The 21,681-nt window shown below is 40.8% G+C and carries 15 protein-coding genes and 2 pseudogenes; 3 read left to right on the top strand and 14 right to left on the bottom strand.

The features are described 5' to 3' along the window. Positions 1-102: 102 nt before the first annotated feature. From FTT94_RS02275 to FTT94_RS02260, 5 genes and pseudogenes are all read right to left on the bottom strand, one after another. Positions 103-747: an RluA family pseudouridine synthase gene (locus FTT94_RS02275; RefSeq protein ID WP_180123633.1), complete on the bottom strand. Its 645-nt coding sequence runs from the start codon at positions 745-747 to the stop codon at positions 103-105. A gap of 133 nt (positions 748-880) precedes the next feature. Beyond that, a pseudogene (locus FTT94_RS02270) lies at positions 881-1,584 on the bottom strand (phosphopantetheine-binding protein). A 120-nt stretch (positions 1,585-1,704) separates the two neighbouring features. After that, a pseudogene (locus FTT94_RS16585) lies at positions 1,705-2,035 on the bottom strand (IS3 family transposase); the annotation flags it as partial. A 338-nt stretch (positions 2,036-2,373) separates the two neighbouring features. Beyond that, positions 2,374-6,894: a translocation/assembly module TamB domain-containing protein gene (locus tag FTT94_RS02265; protein ID WP_180170160.1), complete on the bottom strand. Its 4,521-nt coding sequence runs from the start codon at positions 6,892-6,894 to the stop codon at positions 2,374-2,376. Positions 6,895-6,915: 21 nt separating this feature from the next. Next, positions 6,916-9,657, bottom strand: coding sequence for an autotransporter assembly complex family protein (locus tag FTT94_RS02260; RefSeq protein WP_180170159.1), 2,742 nt, complete (start codon positions 9,655-9,657; stop codon positions 6,916-6,918). 177 nt (positions 9,658-9,834) lie between these two features. Between FTT94_RS02260 and FTT94_RS02255 the strand changes: the two genes are divergently transcribed. Together FTT94_RS02255 and coq7 are read left to right on the top strand one after the other, a co-directional pair. Continuing rightward, the gene (locus FTT94_RS02255) at positions 9,835-11,154 is read left to right on the top strand and encodes an MFS transporter (protein ID WP_180170158.1); all 1,320 of its coding nucleotides are present in this window, start codon (positions 9,835-9,837) and stop codon (positions 11,152-11,154) included. Positions 11,155-11,157: 3 nt separating this feature from the next. After that, positions 11,158-11,793 carry a 2-polyprenyl-3-methyl-6-methoxy-1,4-benzoquinone monooxygenase gene (gene coq7, locus FTT94_RS02250; protein WP_180004953.1) on the top strand — a complete coding sequence of 212 codons (636 nt, stop codon included), beginning with the start codon at positions 11,158-11,160 and terminating at the stop codon, positions 11,791-11,793. Positions 11,794-11,862: 69 nt separating this feature from the next. Here coq7 and FTT94_RS02245 read toward each other — a convergent pair whose 3' ends face one another. The 7 genes from FTT94_RS02245 to FTT94_RS02215 all read right to left on the bottom strand — a co-directional run bounded on the left by FTT94_RS02245 (position 11,863) and on the right by FTT94_RS02215 (position 17,075). Then, on the bottom strand, positions 11,863-12,543 hold the full coding sequence (locus tag FTT94_RS02245; RefSeq protein ID WP_180170157.1) for a hypothetical protein: 681 nt from the start codon (positions 12,541-12,543) through the stop codon (positions 11,863-11,865). 77 nt (positions 12,544-12,620) lie between these two features. Continuing rightward, on the bottom strand, positions 12,621-13,199 hold the full coding sequence (locus FTT94_RS02240) for a DedA family protein (protein ID WP_257231065.1): 579 nt from the start codon (positions 13,197-13,199) through the stop codon (positions 12,621-12,623). 162 nt (positions 13,200-13,361) lie between these two features. After that, positions 13,362-13,811 carry a 2-amino-4-hydroxy-6-hydroxymethyldihydropteridine diphosphokinase gene (locus FTT94_RS02235; RefSeq protein ID WP_180170156.1) on the bottom strand — a complete coding sequence of 150 codons (450 nt, stop codon included), beginning with the start codon at positions 13,809-13,811 and terminating at the stop codon, positions 13,362-13,364. Next, positions 13,768-14,148 (bottom strand): dihydroneopterin aldolase, encoded by a 381-nt coding sequence (gene folB / locus FTT94_RS02230; protein ID WP_078188558.1) that lies wholly within the window; start codon positions 14,146-14,148, stop codon positions 13,768-13,770. Before folB ends, FTT94_RS02235 begins: the two co-directional genes overlap by 44 nt. A gap of 83 nt (positions 14,149-14,231) precedes the next feature. Further along, on the bottom strand, positions 14,232-15,530 hold the full coding sequence (locus FTT94_RS02225; RefSeq protein ID WP_180040380.1) for an AarF/ABC1/UbiB kinase family protein: 1,299 nt from the start codon (positions 15,528-15,530) through the stop codon (positions 14,232-14,234). 58 nt (positions 15,531-15,588) lie between these two features. After that, a complete protein-coding gene (locus FTT94_RS02220; RefSeq protein WP_180170155.1) occupies positions 15,589-16,368 on the bottom strand; it encodes a HesA/MoeB/ThiF family protein in 780 nt (259 codons plus the stop codon). 104 nt (positions 16,369-16,472) lie between these two features. Beyond that, entirely contained in the window at positions 16,473-17,075 is a 603-nt protein-coding gene (locus FTT94_RS02215; protein WP_180170154.1) for a TetR/AcrR family transcriptional regulator, read from the bottom strand. Positions 17,076-17,146: 71 nt separating this feature from the next. Here FTT94_RS02215 and FTT94_RS02210 point away from each other — a divergent pair, with 71 nt between their 5' ends. Continuing rightward, positions 17,147-18,346, top strand: coding sequence for a multidrug effflux MFS transporter (locus FTT94_RS02210; protein WP_257220683.1), 1,200 nt, complete (start codon positions 17,147-17,149; stop codon positions 18,344-18,346). A 98-nt stretch (positions 18,347-18,444) separates the two neighbouring features. Here the strand turns inward: FTT94_RS02210 and FTT94_RS02205 are convergent, their stop codons facing one another. Further along, positions 18,445-20,088 (bottom strand): AMP-binding protein, encoded by a 1,644-nt coding sequence (locus FTT94_RS02205; RefSeq protein ID WP_180170153.1) that lies wholly within the window; start codon positions 20,086-20,088, stop codon positions 18,445-18,447. Positions 20,089-20,385: 297 nt separating this feature from the next. Next, the gene (locus FTT94_RS02200; RefSeq protein WP_180007917.1) at positions 20,386-21,522 is read right to left on the bottom strand and encodes an acyl-CoA dehydrogenase family protein; all 1,137 of its coding nucleotides are present in this window, start codon (positions 21,520-21,522) and stop codon (positions 20,386-20,388) included. Positions 21,523-21,681: the final 159 nt, after the last annotated feature.

Here is a 21,681-nt window from a genome sequence, read left to right as displayed (position 1 = left end):
TGTGAACGTTATTTGAGCAAAAATCTAGACCATAAAGCAATATATTTTGACATAAAGCCCACTAAATAGTGAGCAGAATTCTTAGGGATTTAAATGATTTTCCTAAAATGGTACAGGACAGTGAAATTCCACTGTTTGCTCTGTTTCAGGATGGTTAAAACTCAAGCGCTCAGCATGTAAACATAAGCGTGGCATCAGCTGCTGTTGCTCAGGTGTTGCATACAAAGTATCACCAACAATAGGATGACCTAAATATTGCATATGAACACGAAGCTGATGGGATCGACCGGTAATAGGAGTTAACACTACACGTGTTACGGCTTGACCCTGAATCTCAAAATGTTCAGTGGCTTTCCAATGCGTAAGTGCAGGCTTATTATGTGCAGGATCGGCAATATGCAGTGGCGGATGTTCTGGGTCATACACGACGGGTACATCAACAGTACCTTCACCTTCGAGCGTACCCGCAACCAATGCCTGATATGTTTTTGAAGTTTGACGTTCTTGGAACTGGCGTGAAATTCGATTTTGCCCTTGACGGGTTAATGCAAAAACCAAAATACCTGAGGTATCACGATCCAAACGATGGATGAGCAAAGTATTCGGCTCAATTTGTAATAATCGATTGATAACACAGTCTTGTAAATCTGCTGTTTTTCCCGGAACTGTGAGTAAACCTGCTGGTTTATGGATCACCATAAAGTCAGTGTCACGATGTATCAGGTGTTCGGTTAGAAAATTACTCAAAGTTCAATCCAGTTCTGATCTCGAAAAACAAGGCGGCAATAATAAAAAGCTTAGCCAACAATTACAATGCACAAAGGCATATTTCCCGACGTATTTTCCGATTTAGAACAAAAATAATTCCAATTGGCTTTGTTTAGTCTGTACTGAGCAATTTTTCTAGCAATGCTTTTAGACTTGCATCATCTAAAAAGTCTTCATAACGGATGTTTGCACCATTGGCACGCCACAACCCAATTAAGCTGACCATGGCAATGGAATCGAGCCCATAACTGCGTAAATCGATTAAGGGATCTATTTCCAATGCGTCCATATCTAACTGCTCTGCAATAGCCAATAATATGCCTTTGGCCGACAAGACGAATTCCGTTGGCGCTGACAGATTCCAAAGCCGCAACAGATTATAACTACTCATGTGATGGATACCTTGATCTGAAATGGAGTCCACCCACTGAATATGCTGTTCCTGATTATTCAGTGCAATTGCATCATCAACAATACAGATTTGCTCTGTCACGCTGTATAGATGCGGCAAGATCTGTTTCAGCATAGGCGTGATTGCCCTGCAAAGATGAGCTGCGGGTGTGTTGTTGCATATTCACCGAGCTGCTGCATGCCTTGAAGTAAATCATCACCATATAAATCGACAATTGGAATCTCTAAGGCTTTGGCTTTATTGGTCAGTTGGATCAAATTTTCCATCAGCTGCGTATCTTGTATGCCCTGCTGCATGCGTAAATTTTGTAAACCAACCAGCACCAATACCGACTGTGTTGATGACAGCTGCCATTTCGCTTGAGAAGGTGCAAATTGGATTTTTTTAGGCATTGGGTAAAGCATACGGGCTCGGTACAAAACTTATGTTAGAACAACTGTTATGTTACCGCAGAACCGAGTCTCAAAGTGGCTTTCATCTTATGATGATGTACTTGGAGGTGATTTCACTTGTTGGACAACTAAAACTGAAATTTGAAGTGAGCTGCAAATTAACTTTTGTGGTTGAAGCGCCCCATTTTCTTCAACACACCTTCTGAAAAATCACTTTTTCATGCCTGCTCGCCGATTTTTGCATGTAGTTTTTTTTAGATCAATTTGCAGTTCTATAAGAGCTTTTAATTGATCGAAAGCTTGCAATGAGGCTGCGATCAATTGATTTTCCCAGTCGATAATTTGGTTTTGATAAAATCAAATTCAGCACTTAATTCAACAAGTGTTTTTCCGCTTTAATCGCAGCAAATGCTCACTTAGCTTTAAAATCATTTGAATGATTTCTTCTTGGTCCATGTGCCATAAAATACTGATATATTGATGTTTACAACATCATTTAGGGAGACAAATATACTTATGTCAATTGTCCAAATTTCCTGATCCTTCTCTCAACAAATTTAATACTTTTTTGAGGCCAATTGTTTGAGCTACTGTTTGTGGAAACACACCTCTTTTATTTTTTAATAGCTCTACACCCGCTTTAAGCACTTCAAATATGTATGATTGTAGGATCTTTCTTAAAGGGTTGTGTTACACAAAACCGCTTTATAGACCTATTTTTGTCTAGTCTAAAAATTATTAGATCAGCCATAAACAAGAATTTTTATTAAAACCTTAAATTATCACTTATAATTCAACACCTTAGAAACGCCAATTATAAAACAAGTCAATTGCACGTTCTAAAGACTGACTCGCTTCCAAATACAAACGTTGATTCATTTGATAACGTAAGGTCAGTTTATTCACTGGTGTAAATACCCCTACACCATAACGAATGAATAAATCAGGTGTAATATAACCCGTCAGTGAAACCTGAGTATCATCTCCTGTTCCTTGAGCATCGAGTGCCAAACCACTCAGACCAAATGTACGACCAATTTGATTGGTCAATGCACGTGTACCACCCAAGCCCATACTAATACCGGCTGCTGCAATCGTATTGTTCACATCAGAACGGAAACCTTCCGCCTGACTTAAACCTGAACTTCCTTCATTAATACGACCTGTAATTAAGGCATTTAAGGCTTCTTGTTCAGACAGACCTGCATCGTTATAGACCTGAATTGCAGGGCTTGATGCTGTACCCGTCACACGAACACCAACGGTACTGCCTTGTACGGCTTTATTGGCATCGATATCTAAAGTTGGGTTTGCCAATGGTCCATTGAAACGAGCAATCGCACGGTTCAAGTCCAGACTTTGACCATAAGCTTCAATTTTCACACGTTGAGAAACACCGATTGCACCATTGGCACGCATTGCTGTTTCTAATCCACGTTGTGTCAAATTCAAACGACCAATCAACGGAATTCGACTATCAAAACCTTGGAAAATCACTTGATTACCAATATTCACCTGTACGTCAGCGCGAATATCCCAAGGACGTGCCGATTTTAAGATCTCAAGTTGGTTATCACCTTCATGTACCACACGTACATCTGAAGATACCCCAACCACTGTTGCAGACGATTCTGGCATCGAAATCAATGCACGCGGCACATCAATTTTACCTTTTAATGTTAATTTCTTACTGAAAGGCAGCACATCTAATAATAAATCAGGCGTTACAACAGCGGTGATCAATGGTGCTTGACGGACCAACATTTCATTACCCGTTAAATTCAACTGGATACGTGGATCATTTTTCCAGTCAATATTTCCGGTTAATTTGCCCACACCACGACCACTATTAAATGCACCATCAATCGTCGCGTGGTTTTGACGTACAGCAGAATACAACTGAATATTGGTCAAGTTCACAGGTAATGAAATCATGCTAATCGAGCCATTTTTCACTCGAATCTCACCATCCATTAAAGGCTGTGACAATGTTCCGCTAATTTTTGCCGCATAAGACACCGTACCGCCCATTGAACGGACATCTTGTATAAATGGTTTTAAGATTTTCAATTGAACTTGGTTAAAGGCCACTTCACCGCGGATCGGTTTATTGGCTTTATACGGATCAATAATAATATTGGCATAACCTGTACCAATATCAGGAGCTTTGGTATCGAGTCGAATTTGTAGCCCTTCAGCGACACTTTTCGCAATCAAACCTACTTCATCATATTTTAAAGTGGATGCTAAATACTGTGGATCTTCAGCCGCTAAACCGAGTAAACCGTCACGAGTCACTAAACGTGCATCAATTTTAGGTTTTGCACCTTTCGCCCAAGACGCTTTCGCATAACCATTCACTTTACCCGTGATCGCCAGGCCTTCAGGCATAAATGCTGCAAAATCATTTAAGTCTAGGTTCTTTGTCACAAAAGATACATTGCCACGGTTTTTATTCACACGAATCGGCTGATCAAAACATAATTCGCTTTGCTGACTCATCCAACAATGCGCACCGACAAATAAGTCAGACTGTGCCGTGTTATAAATAATAGACGCATTTTGACGCTGTACGAGACGTGTACGCAACGAGTCAAAATCGCCTTTTTGAATCTGACCGAGCCAATTATTTTGTGCGTTGAAACCACCGGCTAACTGCACATAAAATTTTGATAATTTATTTTCAGCACTGACTTTTAATAAATGCGCATTACGTGTTCCTGCTAGTGAAATTTGACCTTTCACAATCTCACGGTTGTTACTGCGTAAATTATCCATCGTTGCCGTTAATAAACTTGGTGAAGTCGCAGAAGTTGGCAACTCGCCTTGCACCCGTATTTTTTTCACACTGAATAAATTATTAAAAGCAAAATCATCTATTGCGATATTGGCAGATGCTTGCAGTCGTGGTTGTGCTTGAACATTTAAGTAGCCATAAGCACGTCCACGTAGGCCTGCATAAATTTCATATAATGCCGGTGCATTAATTTTCAATTGTAAATTTTGTGCATTACCTGTGGCTTGAATTTGGTTATTGGCATAAGCCAACAGTAAATTATTCGCTTCAAACTGTTTTGGCATAAAACCAGATTGATTTGAATTAATCACCATCGCCAAGTTACCTTGACCACGGACAGGTTTGTTATTGATCATACCTGCCAAATTCAGACGTTCAATTTGAATACGTTTTAGCGTATCTGACCACACACCACTGGTTTTTAAATTTCCAGATAATTCACCCCGTACATTTGAGGCAAAGTAATGCGGCTTAAAATGCACCAGTGATGCATTGATATCCCAACCAATGGCTTTTTGTAGTAAAACTTGTCCATTGGCAGAAATTTTACCTGCCACGCCATCATGACGTAGCTCGGCTATTTTAATTAATTCAGGTGTACCCGATACTTTGAAAATCAAACTGCCTTTACTTGCGGCAACTTGGCTTGCATTGAGGCCACCATTATAATTCACAGCAAAAGCTTTAAAGCCTCCACCTTGTTTCTCATCATGGAAAGTCAGCGCAGCAGTAGATTTACCTGTTAAATGAACCGTTTCATTTTGCTGTGCTAGTCGGCCTAACAAATCAATATTATTCAGCTGAATAATCTGTTGATTTGGTTTTGCATAACCATTGGCTTTTAATGACCCTGTAATTTGATCGACAGGCGCAGCAGCTACGATGGTTTGCGGATTGAACTGCTGTGCTTGTACATTGGCTTGCCATTTCAGCATACGTTTTTGATCAGGCAATTCTACAACTGCATTACCTTTGAGCTGACCTTTGTCGGCCACATAACTAAAGGCAGGGACATTGAGATTGTTATTTTTCAGATTCAGTTTGGCTTGATATTGTCCAGCAGGCAGAGCACCTTTTTCATGTCTTGACACGGTGGTCGCCACGTTGATGTTCTGCTGACCTTCTGTAAGCGCCAATTGCACATTGCCCGAATCACTACTCAACCATCCAACATATGGCACTGCACGGTCTATATTTTTCCAAGACACATCCATCAGCATCGGCTGAGCTTTATTATTTTTGGCAGGCGCTTGATCGAGTTTTAAATTCCAAGTTTCATATTGGTCAAAATCCACCAACGCCGTCAAGTGCATACCTTTTTCAAGGGTCCCTTTGGACGCAATCTTACTGTTTAAATTTACAGGTAGAAAATCTTGAACCACTTGCGGGATCAGCTTATGTTTTGGATTAATTTTATCCAAACGACCACTTACATCCCAAGTGACCTGATCTTTCCAACTCACCACGCCACCCAAATTGACAGCACCGCCCATCACTTGACCATTTAGGTTAGAAATATCAAGTTGGTTGACCAAGTCCGTACTCATGAGCGCAGTATATTTACCCTCAGGAATATTGGCCCCGCTCAGGTCCGTGTCTAAATCTAAATTGAGACGCTGAATATCCCCTTTGAATTTTGCCAGCCCATTTTTAGCAAAGAGCTTTTGCTCAGTCAGTAAAGGTAAATGATAGTTTTTAAATTTAAGCGCACCAAACATCGGGACATGTGGACGCATTGGATGGACCACTGCCCATCCTGTTAAAAGATCAGGCGTATGAGTTGCCACACCAGCTTGAATCGTATCAAGAGATCCTTTAGCCACCATTTGAATATCATGAATATTCAAGCTTTCACGTAGTGAAGGTAAATTGACAATCCCCACAGCATTTAGCGGATACTTGTCTTCAAACTTCATATTCCCAGACGCTTGGCGCACAGACAAATACCCCATATCCATACGGGTATCTTCGAATTTTAATTCCGTCCCTGACCAAAGCGCTTCATTTAATTCAATATCATAAAAATCCACACCTGAACTATGGGTTTTAATCAACATATGATCTAAATCTGCATGATCGACACGAAGTACGAACGGCAAACGGATTTCACTAAATACAAAAGGTTTATCGCTAGGTAGGGTCTTGGTAATAATTTGCAGATTTTTAACATCTGCCTTATTTAAATGAATTTCTTTATTAATAATGGCGCGCCAACCGAGTGTAATATCGGCACGGTCAATTTTTACATCGACAGGTTTTAGCGTAACGAGGACATTTCGTAGAATAATGCCCCGCCACAGGTTACCACCTTCATATTCATAGTGAATGATTTGCTGACGTTCCAGAACACGGTCAAGTAAAAACTTACTACCTTTGTCTGTAGAGAACATGACCGCCAATGCAGCCACCAAAAAGATAAGCACGAACACGAAGGTCAAAATGACACTTCGAAGAATACGACGCTTCTTCGGCAGTTGCTCTACCGGCGTTTCGTTTTCTGGTTCTTGCTGTTCTTGTTCAGTCATAAAAAACACATCACCTAAAAATTATAATTGTGAACCAATAAAGAAATGTAAACGAATTGGTTTGCTGTCGTCAGAAAGTCCGGTAGCGACATCTAAACGAATTGGGCCAATTGGCGATGCCCAACGTATCCCCACACCTGCGCTATATGCAGTCGGTGTATTAAAGTCTTTATCGTACGCATTACCAAAGTCACTAAAGACCGCAGCACGCCAGCCTTCTTTAAATTGGTAGTTGTATTCTAATGAACCCGTTGCCAAGACTTGACCACCAATTTTATAGCCATTTTCTTCGGCCGCTAAACTCTTATAGTCAAAGCCGCGAATGGTTTGGTCACCACCGGTAAAGTAGCGTAAGTTATAAGGAACTTTATCAAAGTTCTCTGTCAGAATATAACCTACATCACTGCGCCCCACGAACTGGTGATTATCATTTTCACCCAACGAATAAATAAAGCGCCAGCCCGCATTCAAGATCGCCATATCAGCATCTGAAAGTAAGCTTTCACTTCCGACTTCAACTTTATAGGTTTGCTTGATCCCTTTACTCGGATTCACACGTTTATCAGAGTCGGTTCGAGAAATTTCATAGCCAAACATCAAGGACTGTTGTTCATTGTTGGTATTCACCAAGAATGCATCTGGAATGTCATCACTAGGATTAAGTCCGTCATCAGTAATACGGTCCAAACGATAACGTAAACCAAAGGTATGCTGCCAACTACCACGGGGGTTTTTAATAATCCGGTCAACCCCAGCAACAGCAGATTCAATCGAAAGATTAATACCTTGACCGACATCATCACGTTCTTCACGTTCATAACCACCGACTAAGCTGACATAGTCATTTAATGGGTGGTTATATGGAATGTTATAGCGTCCATCAATCGATTGACGGATTTTGGATACTTCCATGTTGGCGTCAAAAGAATGACCACGTTTATTCACGATGGCACGGCGATACTGGCCACGAACACGTGTGCCTGTATCAGTACCAAAACCTGCACCAATTTCTGCACTATTCAGCTTGTCTGCATTCAGTGTCACGATCACAGGGACTTTTTTATCTTCGCGTGCTTGCGCTTTTAAGCGATCTTGTTCTTCTTGTTTGGCATCTTGCGTATCTTGCAAACTGCGTAATTTAGAGGATTGCTCTGCATCATTCACCCCCGCAAATTGGTCTTCATCAACCACTTTTTGCGTGACTTCCTTATTCGACATCACTTCAGTTTTGTCTTTCACTATTTGTGAACTTTCAGACAACTGATTTTGATCGACCAAGGTCTGAATATCTGGTGGCAATTCAAGCGGCTTTTCAATCGGGTCTGGTCGAATCGCATCAACCAAGGTGTAGTTAAAATAGCGCGAGTTAGTTAGGTTGTTAGCCAAACCATTCACACGCCAGAAAGTATAGTCAGCACCGTCTTTCCACGTCACCAAGCTTTCTAAAATATCGCGATCCAATGGAAACTCTGCATTCGGATCACTCATTCGAAATTCGACTTCGCCCAGCTTATAACGCTCACCCGTTTCAAATCGCAAATTGATATCGGCTGTATTTTGTGGTTGAGCCACTCTTACATCGTGCAAACGCCAGTACGAGTCGAAATAACCGTTATTAGTTGCTGCATCATTAATTCGGCCTTTCGTCGTTTCGTATTCACCATGATTAAGAATGTCACCTTCTTCTTGATCTGGTAAAACACCAATCACCTGAAACTGAGCTTGATTTGCTCCAGCCCCTGAAAATTCAATATTTTGCTTTTGAATTTGCACAGGCGTATTTGGTGTAACCAATACACGAACTTTACTATCAGACACTTTTTCAAATTTGAATTCAGACTGATAGAAGCCCACAGCTTGTGCAGCCTGATTGGACAAGCTGCGTAATTGAGGCAAAGCCGATGGAAAATCGCTAAAAGACTCTTGAGTAAAACTTGAAAGCTTGCCTTTAATATTGGCTTTGAGATCTTCCAGCGCCGCACCATAAGCCTTACTCGAAGTCTGACTGGTATTATGTGCTGAGGTAATTTCAACATCCGCACTAATTCGTGGCACTTTTGCCGTATTCATCTGACGTGGCGGACGTACTTTATATAATAAGCGCTTAAAAATACCCGGCTCTGCATCATCTTCCACGGTTGGATTATTCAGCTCTTGCAGAGTATTGGCATTTTCATTTCGTGTCGCGGTAATTTCATTATCCGAACGAATTTCACCCATGAGCTGATCAATATTGACTGGCGCTTGGTTAATTTCCGTTAACTCTTTTTGGGTAATATCTGCAACAGCAACTTCTGTTTGCTGTGTTGCACGGTACTCCTGCGCTTGACGTTTGGCTTCTTCAGCAACTTGGAAGATTTCATTCGCCATGTTTTGATCAACAGGTGTCACGGGTAAGTTTTCTAAATCTTCAAACTCAATGGGTTTAAATTCTTGTAGTTGAGTTCCTGCTTGCTGCTGTTCTTGCAGCATTTTCATGCTATCAACAGATTCTTCTGGTTCATTTATATTTTCAATTTTTTCAATTGCTTCAGGCGTCGATAGCCCTTGCTTTACAGCCTCATCCTTGATTTCAGCAACAATCTCTGCTTTTGTATCGGTAGATGTTGGAACCGTTTCTGCGGGAGTTTGGGCGAAACTATGCTGAGCACACAAGGTCAAAAAGATGCTCATATATAGACTTTTATTGCTATGATGCTGTCGTATGCAGTGAGCCATACTGTGATGAAGCATTGTTTTTTTAAACTTGATTTTTGCAGGCATAGCAAACTCTAACAAATTTCATTATGTAATGGACTTAGTCAACCAGATGTAGAGCTAAAGATCTTATATCTATTGGTTTTTCGCCATCTCCAAACTCAAAAACATATTACATGATTTTTTTAGAGATTTTACCAATCACTCACATTTCTTAATAAAACTTAATGTAGCAAGACGCTTATGAATAACAACGAACATCTGCTAGGTACACGCCGTTTCCTGCCTATGTTTTTGACCCAATTTTTTGGGGCGCTCAATGACAATGTCTATAAACAGGCTTTATTGTTGGTCATTACCTATGGATTAATCCAACAACAGGCATTACCCATCAGCACGCTAAACAATCTGGCTGCATTATTGTTTATTTTACCCTACTTTATTTTTTCAGCGACAGCGGGACAGATCGCAGATCGGTTTGAACGTTCACAACTTGTCCGTGGCATCAAAATTTTAGAAATTATCATCATGATCATCGGCAGTATTGGCTTTCTGACCGGTCATTTATGGTTATTGTTGCTGGCTTTATTTTTGATGGGGACCCATTCGACATTTTTTGGTCCAATCAAATATGCAATTTTGCCTGAAATTTTAAAACCCAATGAGCTAATGTCAGGCAATGCGCTGTTCCAATCTGCAACATCCATGGCAATTTTATTCGGGATGATTTTGGGCGGTGCAGTGATTGCTTCATCTCAAGGCAATTTAATGTGGATCAGCCTGACAGTAATGACCATCGCCATTTTAGGTTATATCACCAGTCGTTTTATTCTTAAGCAAAATGTCACTACACCTGATTTAAAAATCGATTGGAACTTTTTCCGTACCAGTTACCAAACGATGAAATATGCCAAAAGTTTGCCGCTGATTTTTACCATTTTATTGGGGAACTCGTGGTATTGGTTTTATGGTGCTACCTACCTCACTCAAATTCCACAAATGACCCAGCAAAACCTACATGCCTCTGAAAATGTCGTTAGCTTGCTATTGACTTTTTTCTCTGTCGGTGTAGGCGTGGGTTCATTACTTTGTCGTAAATTGGGTGGCACTCAAGTCAATATTAAGATGGTTCCCATCGGTGCTGTAGGTTTAACGGTATTTGCACTGTATTTAGCCTTTAGTTTGACCCTCGTCCCTACTCAAACTGGCCCACTTATTACCCTTTCAGAAGTTTTTCATCAAGGTTGGGGCTATTACCATGTCATGATTGCCGTGACTTTATTGGGCATTAGTGGCGGATTTTACATCGTTCCACTCTATGCAATGATGCAAGCTTACTCCCCACGCTCACATCGTGCGCGAGTCGTTGCCGCAAACAACATTTTAAATGCGGTATTTATGGTATCTTCTGCTATATTTTCAATTATCATTCTGAGTGTTTTAAAGATTGATATTAAAATACTTTTTTGTATAACCGCAGTGCTCAGTGCAATTTTTTGTATTTGGCTGCTATTACGCATCAAACCTTTGCTTCAAACTACGCAAGTCTCTCTGGAGGATTAATCCATGCGTCAATTTACAGGTGTCGACAAACTTATTCACTCATTTGATCAGGCCTTACGTAGTTTAGTTCCCGGAGCAACGGCTGCACATCGTGAAAATCCGTCTGTTGCTGAAAAGACTCAACTTGCAGTCAGTGAAGCACGTCATGTGGCGGGTCTAATGCGTGTCAACCATAGTGGTGAAGTTTGTGCCCAAGCGCTTTATCATGGCCAAGCACTCACCGCTAAACTGCCAAATGTCCGCCGTGAAATGGAACACGCTGCGATTGAAGAACAAGATCATTTGGCTTGGTGTGAAGACCGCTTAAAAGAATTAGACAGCCATACTAGTCTGCTCAACCCTGTTTGGTACGGCCTTTCTTTTGGGATGGGTGCATTGGCAGGTATTGCCGGTGATAAATACAGCTTAGGTTTTGTCGCTGAAACTGAGCGCCAAGTGAGCCTGCATTTAGAAGATCACATCCGCCAACTTCCTGAACAAGACGAACGTTCACGTAAAATTTTAGTGCAAATGAATGAAGATGAGCTGCATCACCGTGATACAGCACTCAATGCAGGTGGTGTAGACCTTCCTGTTCCAGTTCGTATTGCCATGACTGGTATTTCAAAGCTGATGACCAAAACCAGTTATTACATTTAATGCTTTTCTAATGATTGTCGCTAAGTTCTATAAATAGTGAACAAAAAGCCTGCAATGATGCAGGCTTTTTCATAAGTAATGTTTTGACTCTAATACAATAATTCCTTCGCCATCAAAACAGTTTATAGGCTGCCATCGACTTGGTGTAAACCAATCAAAATTCAAACTATAAAGTTGCTCAGTGGACGGATAACCTGATCCACCTAATTCAAGCAGCCATCCTGCCGGACAAATTTCCTTTTGGTTATTAATCACAACAGTATGATCATGTACCAACTCAAGCAATAAATGACGATCCAGCTCAAATGCAATAACATCAAATCCAGCTATTTGAATAATCTCTGGAAAACGAGCCGAAGTCAGACCTTGACGAATATCAGTCATCTGTTCCAGAGTATAGTCGGTTTCAAATGATCGGTTAATCCACGTGCCTTCAGGCAGTACAACCTCTCCAAAGTTTAAGGGTTCCTGCAACTGTATATGAATTTTCTTTTGATGCTGCCACTCTGCATAGTCAGAACTAAGATCTGAAATCACGAACAATCCCAGCGTTACTGCAACAAATAAAGGGAAAAACAATACGCCAGATAAACCAATTTTAAGTACCGCATTTACTTTATATGGTCGATTTTTTTGCTTTTTATACCAATTATTCCAACTCAACCAAATCGCAATGACAATAAATAGCACCAAAATCGCAAAGCAAATAATAAGGAAACCTCCCGCACCCGCACCATAACCTAAGCCCATATTGCGCTCACTAAATATCCCTTTAAATCTTTTGATTATGTTTTGACGATTTTATCAGATCAGCCACGTTCACTTTATCAATGTTGATGATGCTTACGCCACCACTTCAACACCGTATAGAGCACACGGAAGAATACGATACATAAAATAACGGCAATAACGATGTAAATATCTTGATGATAAGGCAGCATTTTCGCCCAAAATAGATGTAAATAATGACTGATTTGGAAGCCAATCATTGCGACCAACATCGCCCAAATAAAACAGGCAACTAGATTAATCAGCACATATTTCCAAACAGGATAAGCACGCACACCGACTGCAATAGGTAAAATAGTTCTAAAACCCCAAGCAAAGCGCATAAATAAAATGGTCAAAATAGGATAATGTTCAATAAACTGGCTCGCACGATCGAATTTTTGTGCAAATTCTGCATTCGATTGGATAAGTTTTTGCCCATAGCGAGCGCCCATTTGATAATAAAACTGATCGCCAATAAAACTGCCCAACATCGCCACCGCAATCAACATTGGAAAATGAAGTATGTGTTGATGTACGGCATAGGCGCCAATCATCAGCACTGTTTCTCCTTCAAACAATGTGCCAATAAAAATAGCAATATAGCCATAGTGCTGAATCAGATCCGTCCAGTTCATATCATTATTTTGAAGCTAAAAAGATAATGTAATCCTGCGACAGCCTATACGCTAGCGCATACCATGACAGGATTTGAATATTTTTTGTTATTGTTTACTTGGGATATTTAGGGACATTCTAAATGTACGTCATGTGCTTTGAAAGCATACCGTTTCACTCACTCAATCCACTAAAACTTTTTGGCAACTCACCATAGGAAATTGATGTGCTGGATGTTCAAACATCTCATTTTTCCAAATGTCGAACATTGGTATTTTAACATCGAGTGCTAAAGGCAGTTTTTTCGGATTAAACTGCATGTGCGCTAAGCTTTCGCCCCACGCAATCAGATCCAGATCCAAAGCGATATTATGAGACGGACGAACACGACCTGAGTCTGCTTCCATTTTTTTTAGTAAAGCGCTGATTTCATCTACAGATAAACTGCATTTCACCAAACAAGCTGCATTCCAATAATCCGCCCCAATGCCATCACGACAAGGAATCACATAAATTTTGGAAAATTCAACATGACCCAAAGCCTGAATTTGACGTAAAGCCTGTTGAAAATGAGGTTTGGGATTGAAATTACTCGCCAGAGCTAGGGCGAAAATCGTTTCGGTGGCGTTCAAGACGAATTCCTACAGAATTGGCTTGCGCGATAATGGCAGGCTTCCGGATGGTAATCATAATAGATTCAATGCTGTCATAGGTAGCGAAAAGTGCATCAATCACCAGTTTTGCTGCATGTTCGATCAATTTAGGTTGAGCAGTTTGAATGACTTTGGCTGATATTTCGCAAATTTCAGCATAATTCAAGGTATCTTCAAGCTCATCTGACTGAGCCGCCTGCGCTAAACTAGTTTGAATATTGAGGTCGAGCATCAAAGGCTGAATAATCTGACGCTCCCAATTGAAACAGCCGATGACGGTCTCAACTTTCAAACCTTCAATGATAATTGCGTCCATTCTTACACTCAAATTAAAATCTTAAACATCGATAAAATCCTCCTGTTAAAGAAGGAGGATTTTATTTATATCTTGCGGCTAAATTATTGCTTCAACAATAAATTAGGGTCCATAGTCTGCACCATTTGAATACGCTGGTCTGCATAAATATCAGTATATGGCGCAAGGATGCGCATAAAGCGGTCAAAGTACAACATTTGTTTGAATAATAAAGCGAAGTCACGTGGGAAGCGAATACCATGACGCTCTCCGACTTGTACCATATCCATCATGATGTCATTCAAATCGGCAGGATTTGAGGTTAATAATTCCTGTGGATCAGCCAAAAGCACACCGCTAAATAAACGCTCTAAATCGGCAGCTAAGACTTGTGTGTCAATTTTGACAGCCGTCATGCCCATTTTCAGCATGTTTTCAGCCATCAAGTTGTAGTCAGTTTTTTGTAGGGCATCCATAAACGCAATACATGCTGTCCACACTTCAGGTTTCAACTGGCCCACGATACCAAAATCGATGAAGCCTACTCGACCATCTTCTAGCAGCATCAGGTTGCCTGCATGTAAGTCTGCATGGAAACTGTTACATAACATCAAGCTGCCAAACCATGTATTCATCGCTGTCACCAAAACTTGCGATGGATCTTTAGCGACTTTCTTGACCACATCAAAATCAGTCAATGGTACGCCGTATAAACGTTCCATGGTTAAGACACGACGTGTTGAATATTGGTGATAAACCTTTGGTGCTGTTGCGGCTTTGTTTTGAGTTACGTTCAGATAATTCACAAAGTCGTCAAGATTTTGAGCTTCTTCAATAAAGTCCACCTCACGTACCATGCGAACTTTAATTTCTTCAACGATATCTGCAAGTGAAGCAAATTTGACTTTGGGTACAGCTTTTTCGACCAGTTTAGTAGCCCAATGTAAGACGTTTAAATCTGTATAGAGAATCGTCTCGACACCCGGTTTTTGCACCTTAATAACAACATTTTCACCAGTGACCAATTTAGCGGCATGTACCTGTGCAATCGATGCAGAAGCCAAAGGCTTTTCATCAATTGAAGCAAATATTTCATCTAAATTACGGCCAGCAAATTCTGAAGCCAATACCTGCTGCACATAACTAAACGGCAATGACGGTGTCTGATCTAAACAACCTTGAAACTCTTCTACATATTCACGTGGAAATAAAGAAGGTGTACTGGCAATAAATTGACCCAATTTAATATAGGTTGAACCTAGTGATTCAAAAGTTTCACGCATTAATTTTGCGTTACTTGGTTTTTCAGTTGCATATTTAAAGCCGGCTTTCGCCGCAACGACTGCGGTTTCACCCATTCGGGCAACCGAGCGAATTCCATCTAACCAGATATTGTTTTTCATAATGTCTTAGAAAAAAATAATTAACGTGAGTGTAGCAAAAAAATAAGGGCTTGCTGCTTTATCTTGCCTGACAGATTGGACAATCGGGATCTTTTTCAAAAGCGAGAATTTTTTGTTTCATTGACCGACCATCCCACAACAAAAGCTTTTCTTTCAGTGCTGTCGTCCCCAAACCCAAATAGAGCAAGGCATGATGTGCTTGCAAACTTGCCATAACATTTGGTGTCGTTGCAAGTACACCCGAGTCTGCACAGCGTAAACTTTCACTGGCATGTTGTTCTTTTGGAAATATACATTCATAACAAGCAGCATCGGCATCAACCATAAATAACTGCCCTTGAAAGCCGATCGCTGAAGCACTAATCAGCGCCACATTATTTTCCACACAGCTTGCGTTAACCAAATACCGTGTACTGAAATTATCACAACCGTCGAGAACCAAATCTTGCTGTGAAATCAATGCCTTTGCATTGCTTTCATCTAATTTTGAGGTATAGCTTTGCACACGGATATACGGGTTAATCGTTTGTAAACGTTTAGCCAAAATTTCAGCTTTATAAAAACCTACATCGTGTTCGATATACGCGATTTGTCGTTGCAAATTACTGATTTCAATTCGATCTGCATCGATCAAAGTGATTTGTCCGACGCCTGCACGTGCCAATAATTCGGCTGTGGTACACCCAATCCCACCACACCCCACGATGAGTACATTGGCAAGTTTTAGCTTCTCTTGCGCATCGATGTCCCAACCATCAAGCAATATTTGACGGCTGTATAGATGCATTTCATCATCACTTAATTCCATGTCTGAATCTAGATCGAGCTGTGCATCCATGTTCTGCTATCTCATTTTAAACATAAAACCGAGGCCATTATAACGAGCAATCCAAAGATAAGGACGAAAATAAATATTCAATTTTGCTATGAAAATTTAGGCATTCACATTTTAAACAAAGCCTGAATACTTTGTTCAATTGCCGTATACACCTGCTGCATATCTATCTGCTGATTTAAAAATAGTAAGTCGACGAAAGGCTTCGAAATGGTCGCACCAAATAACATATCCGCCATGATATCTGCATTTAAGTTCAATACAAATTGGGCACTTGGTATATGACTTACAGCATGAATCAAATGATCTCGGCTTTTGGCAATGCCTTTTTCATAAAACGTATCGCTTATACCATCAACACCTACACGCTCTGCAATCGCCAGTCGGCACAACTTGATATGGCGCTCGGACAGGACATGCTCAGCAATTTTCTTCAGTTGATTTTGCAAGGCCAACACACGATCTAAACTATTGGCATCAAAAGCATCTTCAGTCCATATATAGGACGACTCAACCAATGAAATAAGCAGTTCACGTTTATCAGAAAAATACACATATAAGGTTTTTTTAGACATGCCTGCTGCGGTCGCAATCTCAGACATGGTGACATTTTCAAAGCCCTTCTCACCAAAGAGTTGTTCTGCAATTGAAAAGATTTCTGCACGCCGCTGTTCTGCCGACATGACCAAAGGACGGCCTAGTTTTGCCAATGCTGCTCTCCTTGACTTAGGAAACCCATAGGTTTCATAATGTGCCGCTTTCCACAAGATCCGACCACATTATGACAGCATCAAATACACGTGCAATGCCCATACTCATTGCATTACTCGCAACCATCGGCCCGATAGGTATTGATATGTACCTACCAAGCATTCCCGTTATGGCAACATCTTTAGGGAGTAGCGAAGGTGCGATCCAACTGAGTTTGATGACATTTTTTGTGGGTTTAATGCTTGGCCAGCTGATGTATGGCCCACTATCGGATAAATTTGGCCGTAAGCCGCTTATTTACTTAGGTTTAGGGATTTATATTTTAGGCTCGATCGGCTGCACATTTGCACAAAGCGTTGAACAATTACAATGGATTCGCTTTATTCAAGGTTTAGGTGGTTCAATTGGGATGGTGATTGCCTTTGCGATTATCAAAGATCAGTTTCAAGGCCCGGCAATGGGCAAAATGATGTCAATGGTTTTGGCGATATTAGGCCTTTCACCGGTGGCTGCACCTCTAATTGGCGATGGCTTACAGGCTTTAGGTTCATGGCGAAATATTTTTATTTTTTTAGCCGTATATGCCGCGATTGTATTGGCAGCCGTTGCAATGCTACTCCCTGAAACACGTCAAGTGGAATTGCGTCAACAATTCAAGCTCTCACAAACCATCAAATTATATGGGCAAATTATCAGGGATCGTAAGTTCATCATTTACTCACTCACACTGTGTATTGCACAAGCTGGCTTCTTTGCCTATATCGCTGGTTCAGCCAGTGTATTTATCAGTGAGTATCAGTTGAGTTCTACCCAATTTAGCCTGCTCTTTGCATTCAATGCATTTGGTTTAATTGCTGCTGCAATCTTTAACCCCAAAGTGCATGAAAAATTTGGACCACTGAATGCCTATAAAATCATGAACAGCAGTTTCTTACTCATTATGGCTGTATTGCTCCTTGCACAATGCTCAGGCTATTCAAATCTAATATTCTTCTGTAGCGCACTATTTATCGCCGTTGCACTTTTAGGTTTCATTATGCCTACCGGAAGCCATTTGGCTCTTATGTTTCAGCATAAAAATGCTGGTACAGCATCTGCATTATTAGGTGCTTTACAATTTGGCTTTGGTGCGATCATTACAACTTTAACCGGTAAATTTAGTAATTTTGGCAGCTTAGGTTTAGTCACAATCATGTTTGCTTGTGCACTTATTTCTGCACAGCTTTGCCTCATTAGCTTTCCAAAACATTTACCGATGTCTCAGCATTAAAATTGCAAACTCAAAAATAATTATTATCCAACTTAAATAAGCAAATCAAAAAAGGCTGCATTTACGCAGCCTTTCCTTTAATCTATCTCAGCCTAAACTTAACTGACCTTTTGCATTAATTGCGCTTTGGCCACTTCTTGTTGTTTCAACAGATTACGTTGGATTTTTCCACTCGATGTTTTAGGCAACCCATCTACAAATTCAATTTCTTTTGGATAAGCATGCTTGGATAAACGAGATCGCACATAGGCTTGTAGCTTATCCATGAGTTCTGAACTTGCTTGATATTGTGGTTTCAATACCACAAAAGCTTTGACTAATTCTGTACGCTCAGGATCAGGCTTACCGACAACTGCCGATTCTAAAACCTCTTCGCACTCTAATAATGTGCTTTCCACATCGAAAGGCCCTACACGATAGCCTGACGTTGTAATGACATCGTCAGCACGACCCACAAAATCAATGCCGCCTTCTTCATTTAACCTAACAGTATCACCAGTTAAATAGTAGTTCCCGACAAAGGCTTTACGGTTATTGCCGCCATAGCCCGTGAACCACATGAGTGGAGATTGCGACCAGTCTAATGCCAATGTTCCAATCCCACCACGTTCAATTTCTTGATGGTCTTTATCAAGCACCGCGAAACGATGTCCCGGTATAGCAAAACCGGCTGAACCCACTTTTTTGTAGTGTTCTAAAGCATGATGATTTGCAATCACCATACCGAGTTCCGTTTGTCCATATTGGTCATAAATATTGACGTTTAAGTCGTGATTAAACCATTGAATCACTTCGGGCGTTAGTGGCTCTCCTGCGCTACTCACAACCCGTAAATGTGATTTTATGGGTTCATCAAATTTTTCTTTAAACCCAAAGAACATACGAAATGCCGTTGGTGAACCGGTCAAATTACTGACTTTATATTTTTTAATGACTTGAAGTGCATGATCAACACTAAAAGCACGTTCATCCATAATAATGCTGTGTCCTAAACTTAATGGCCCTGCAATTCCATAGTACAAACCATAAGCCCAACCCGGATCTGCCAAATTCCAAAATGAATCTTCATCACGCAAATCAACCGCATGTGTCATATACCCTTTAAATGCCAATAACGCTTTGTGTGGCACAGGTACAGACTTGGCTAAACCGGTCGTTCCCGATGTAAACATCATTAAAAATTCATCGTCAAATGAACGGGGAACTGAGTTAAATGTGGCGTCATGCAATTGCAACTCTGACCAAAAGTCAGGATCTGTCTGAATCGCTTGATCGGCATGTACAGTTAAAATATGCGGTAAATCAATATGATTGAGTTTTGAGCGTTGCTCAGTGTTGGTTACAATCAGCTTTGTTCCCGCAGTTTGCACCCGATGTTCAATCGCTTTGGACTCAAATGCAGTAAACAACGGCTGATAAATTGCCCCTATACGCCATGTTGCTAATACGGTGATCAATAACTCTGCTGTACGGGGTAATAGACCTGCAATGCAATCACCTGCTTTCAATCCAATGCGCTGATAATAATTTGCCAATTGTGCAGAAGCTAAATCTAATTGCTCAAAAGTCCATTGCTCAGATTCACCAGTTTTACCTTCCCAAATCAGCGCAGTTCGATTTTGCCCAACATAGCGCCCACAACATTCATCATAAGCATTGATTGAACTTGGCGTACCGACCAATTGTTCTGTAACCATCTTTTCAAAATTAAAATCACGATATGCTTGTTCTAGTGTCTTCATGACGACAATTCCTATCCTGTTCTCTATGATTCAAAGTGCAAAACTTTGAGGTTTATTAATCTTGTTGTTGTACCGCTGCGTAACCGTGACGAATCCTTTGCCACATCCGCTTTTACTGCTATTCCATACACCGATTGCAATGTCGGTTTTTTAGTTTTGAAACTTATACTTTGTTAAACAATCTATTCTTAGACTGTCTATCCCTAGATAACCATGTTTGGATATCCCCTGCAATTTCCATAACCATCAACTCCATTGCAGGGTTTGAACATCGACCAAAGTCTATTTTTTAATCACCTATCCTTTGGTTACTTCACGTGCTATCACCAGACGTTGAATGTCCGATGCACCTTCATAGATTTGACTGACACGCACATCACGATAAATTCGTTCTACTGGAAAATCAGATACATAACCATAGCCCCCATGGATTTGAATGGCATCTGAACACACCCGTTCAGCCATCGTCGATGCAAAAAGTTTCGCCATTGAGGCTTCTTTTAAGCATGGAAAACCGGCATCTTTTAACGTCGCTGCATGGAAAATTAATTGTCGAGCCGCCTCAATTTGGGTGGCCATATCCGCGAGGCGAAATGCCACGGCCTGATGCTGTACAATCTCCACCCCAAATGCCTTGCGTTCATTGGCATATTCAACGGCTGCATCTAATGCCGCACGGGCCATACCCACAGACTGTGCTGCAATACCAATTCGACCTGACTCTAAGTTCGATAAGGCAATTTTATAGCCTTCACCCTCTTGGCCTAAAAGACTGTCTGCAGGAATACGACAGTCATCTAAAACAATAGTTGCTGTATCGGAACAATGCTGACCCATTTTGTCTTCTAATCGCGATACGATATAACCCGGCACATCCGTTGGTACTAAAAAGCACGAAATCCCTTTTTTACCTGCAGACTTATCCGTTACCGCAAAAACCAAGGCTACTTGGGCATGCTTTCCTGTGGTAATAAATTGCTTGGTGCCATTTAACACCCACTCATCACCATCACGCTCCGCTTTACATTCCAACGCACTCGCATCTGAACCCACTTGTGGTTCTGTTAGGCAAAAACAACCTAACCATTCGCCAGTGGCTAATTTTTTTAAGTATTTTTCTTTTTGTGCTTCTGTACCATAACGCTGTGTAATGCCACATGGCAATGAGTTTTGAACGCTGACAATTGTGGAAATCGCACCATCACCTGCAGCAATTTCTTCTAAGGCAACAACCAAAGACACATAGTCTAAACCTGCACCACCCCATTCATCCGAAACCGTCATGCCTAAAGCACCTAGCTCACCAAGTTTTTTTAGCTCTTGTGCAGGAAATGCTGCCGTTTTGTCACGCTCAGCAGCCGTTGGTTTCAGTTTTTCTTGCGAATAGCTTCGCATCATGTCCTGAACCATTTTTTGTTCATCATTTAAAATCATGGGACTTCCTTTTCTAAATCTTTTATAGCGCGTATAGCTTTAATTTTTGGATAACTGCGGAATTAAAAATTCTTTGGCTGTATAAAGCAAAGTTGGATACACGACGACGCCATTTGCAACTGTCTGAGGCAGGACGCCATTAATCTCAAATGTTTCTGC

This window comes from Acinetobacter sp. YH12027 (assembly GCF_013420085.1).
Lineage (GTDB): Bacteria > Pseudomonadota > Gammaproteobacteria > Pseudomonadales > Moraxellaceae > Acinetobacter > Acinetobacter amyesii.
Note: the sequence above shows the minus strand (reverse complement) of the source record. Positions and strands in the feature narration are given on the sequence as shown.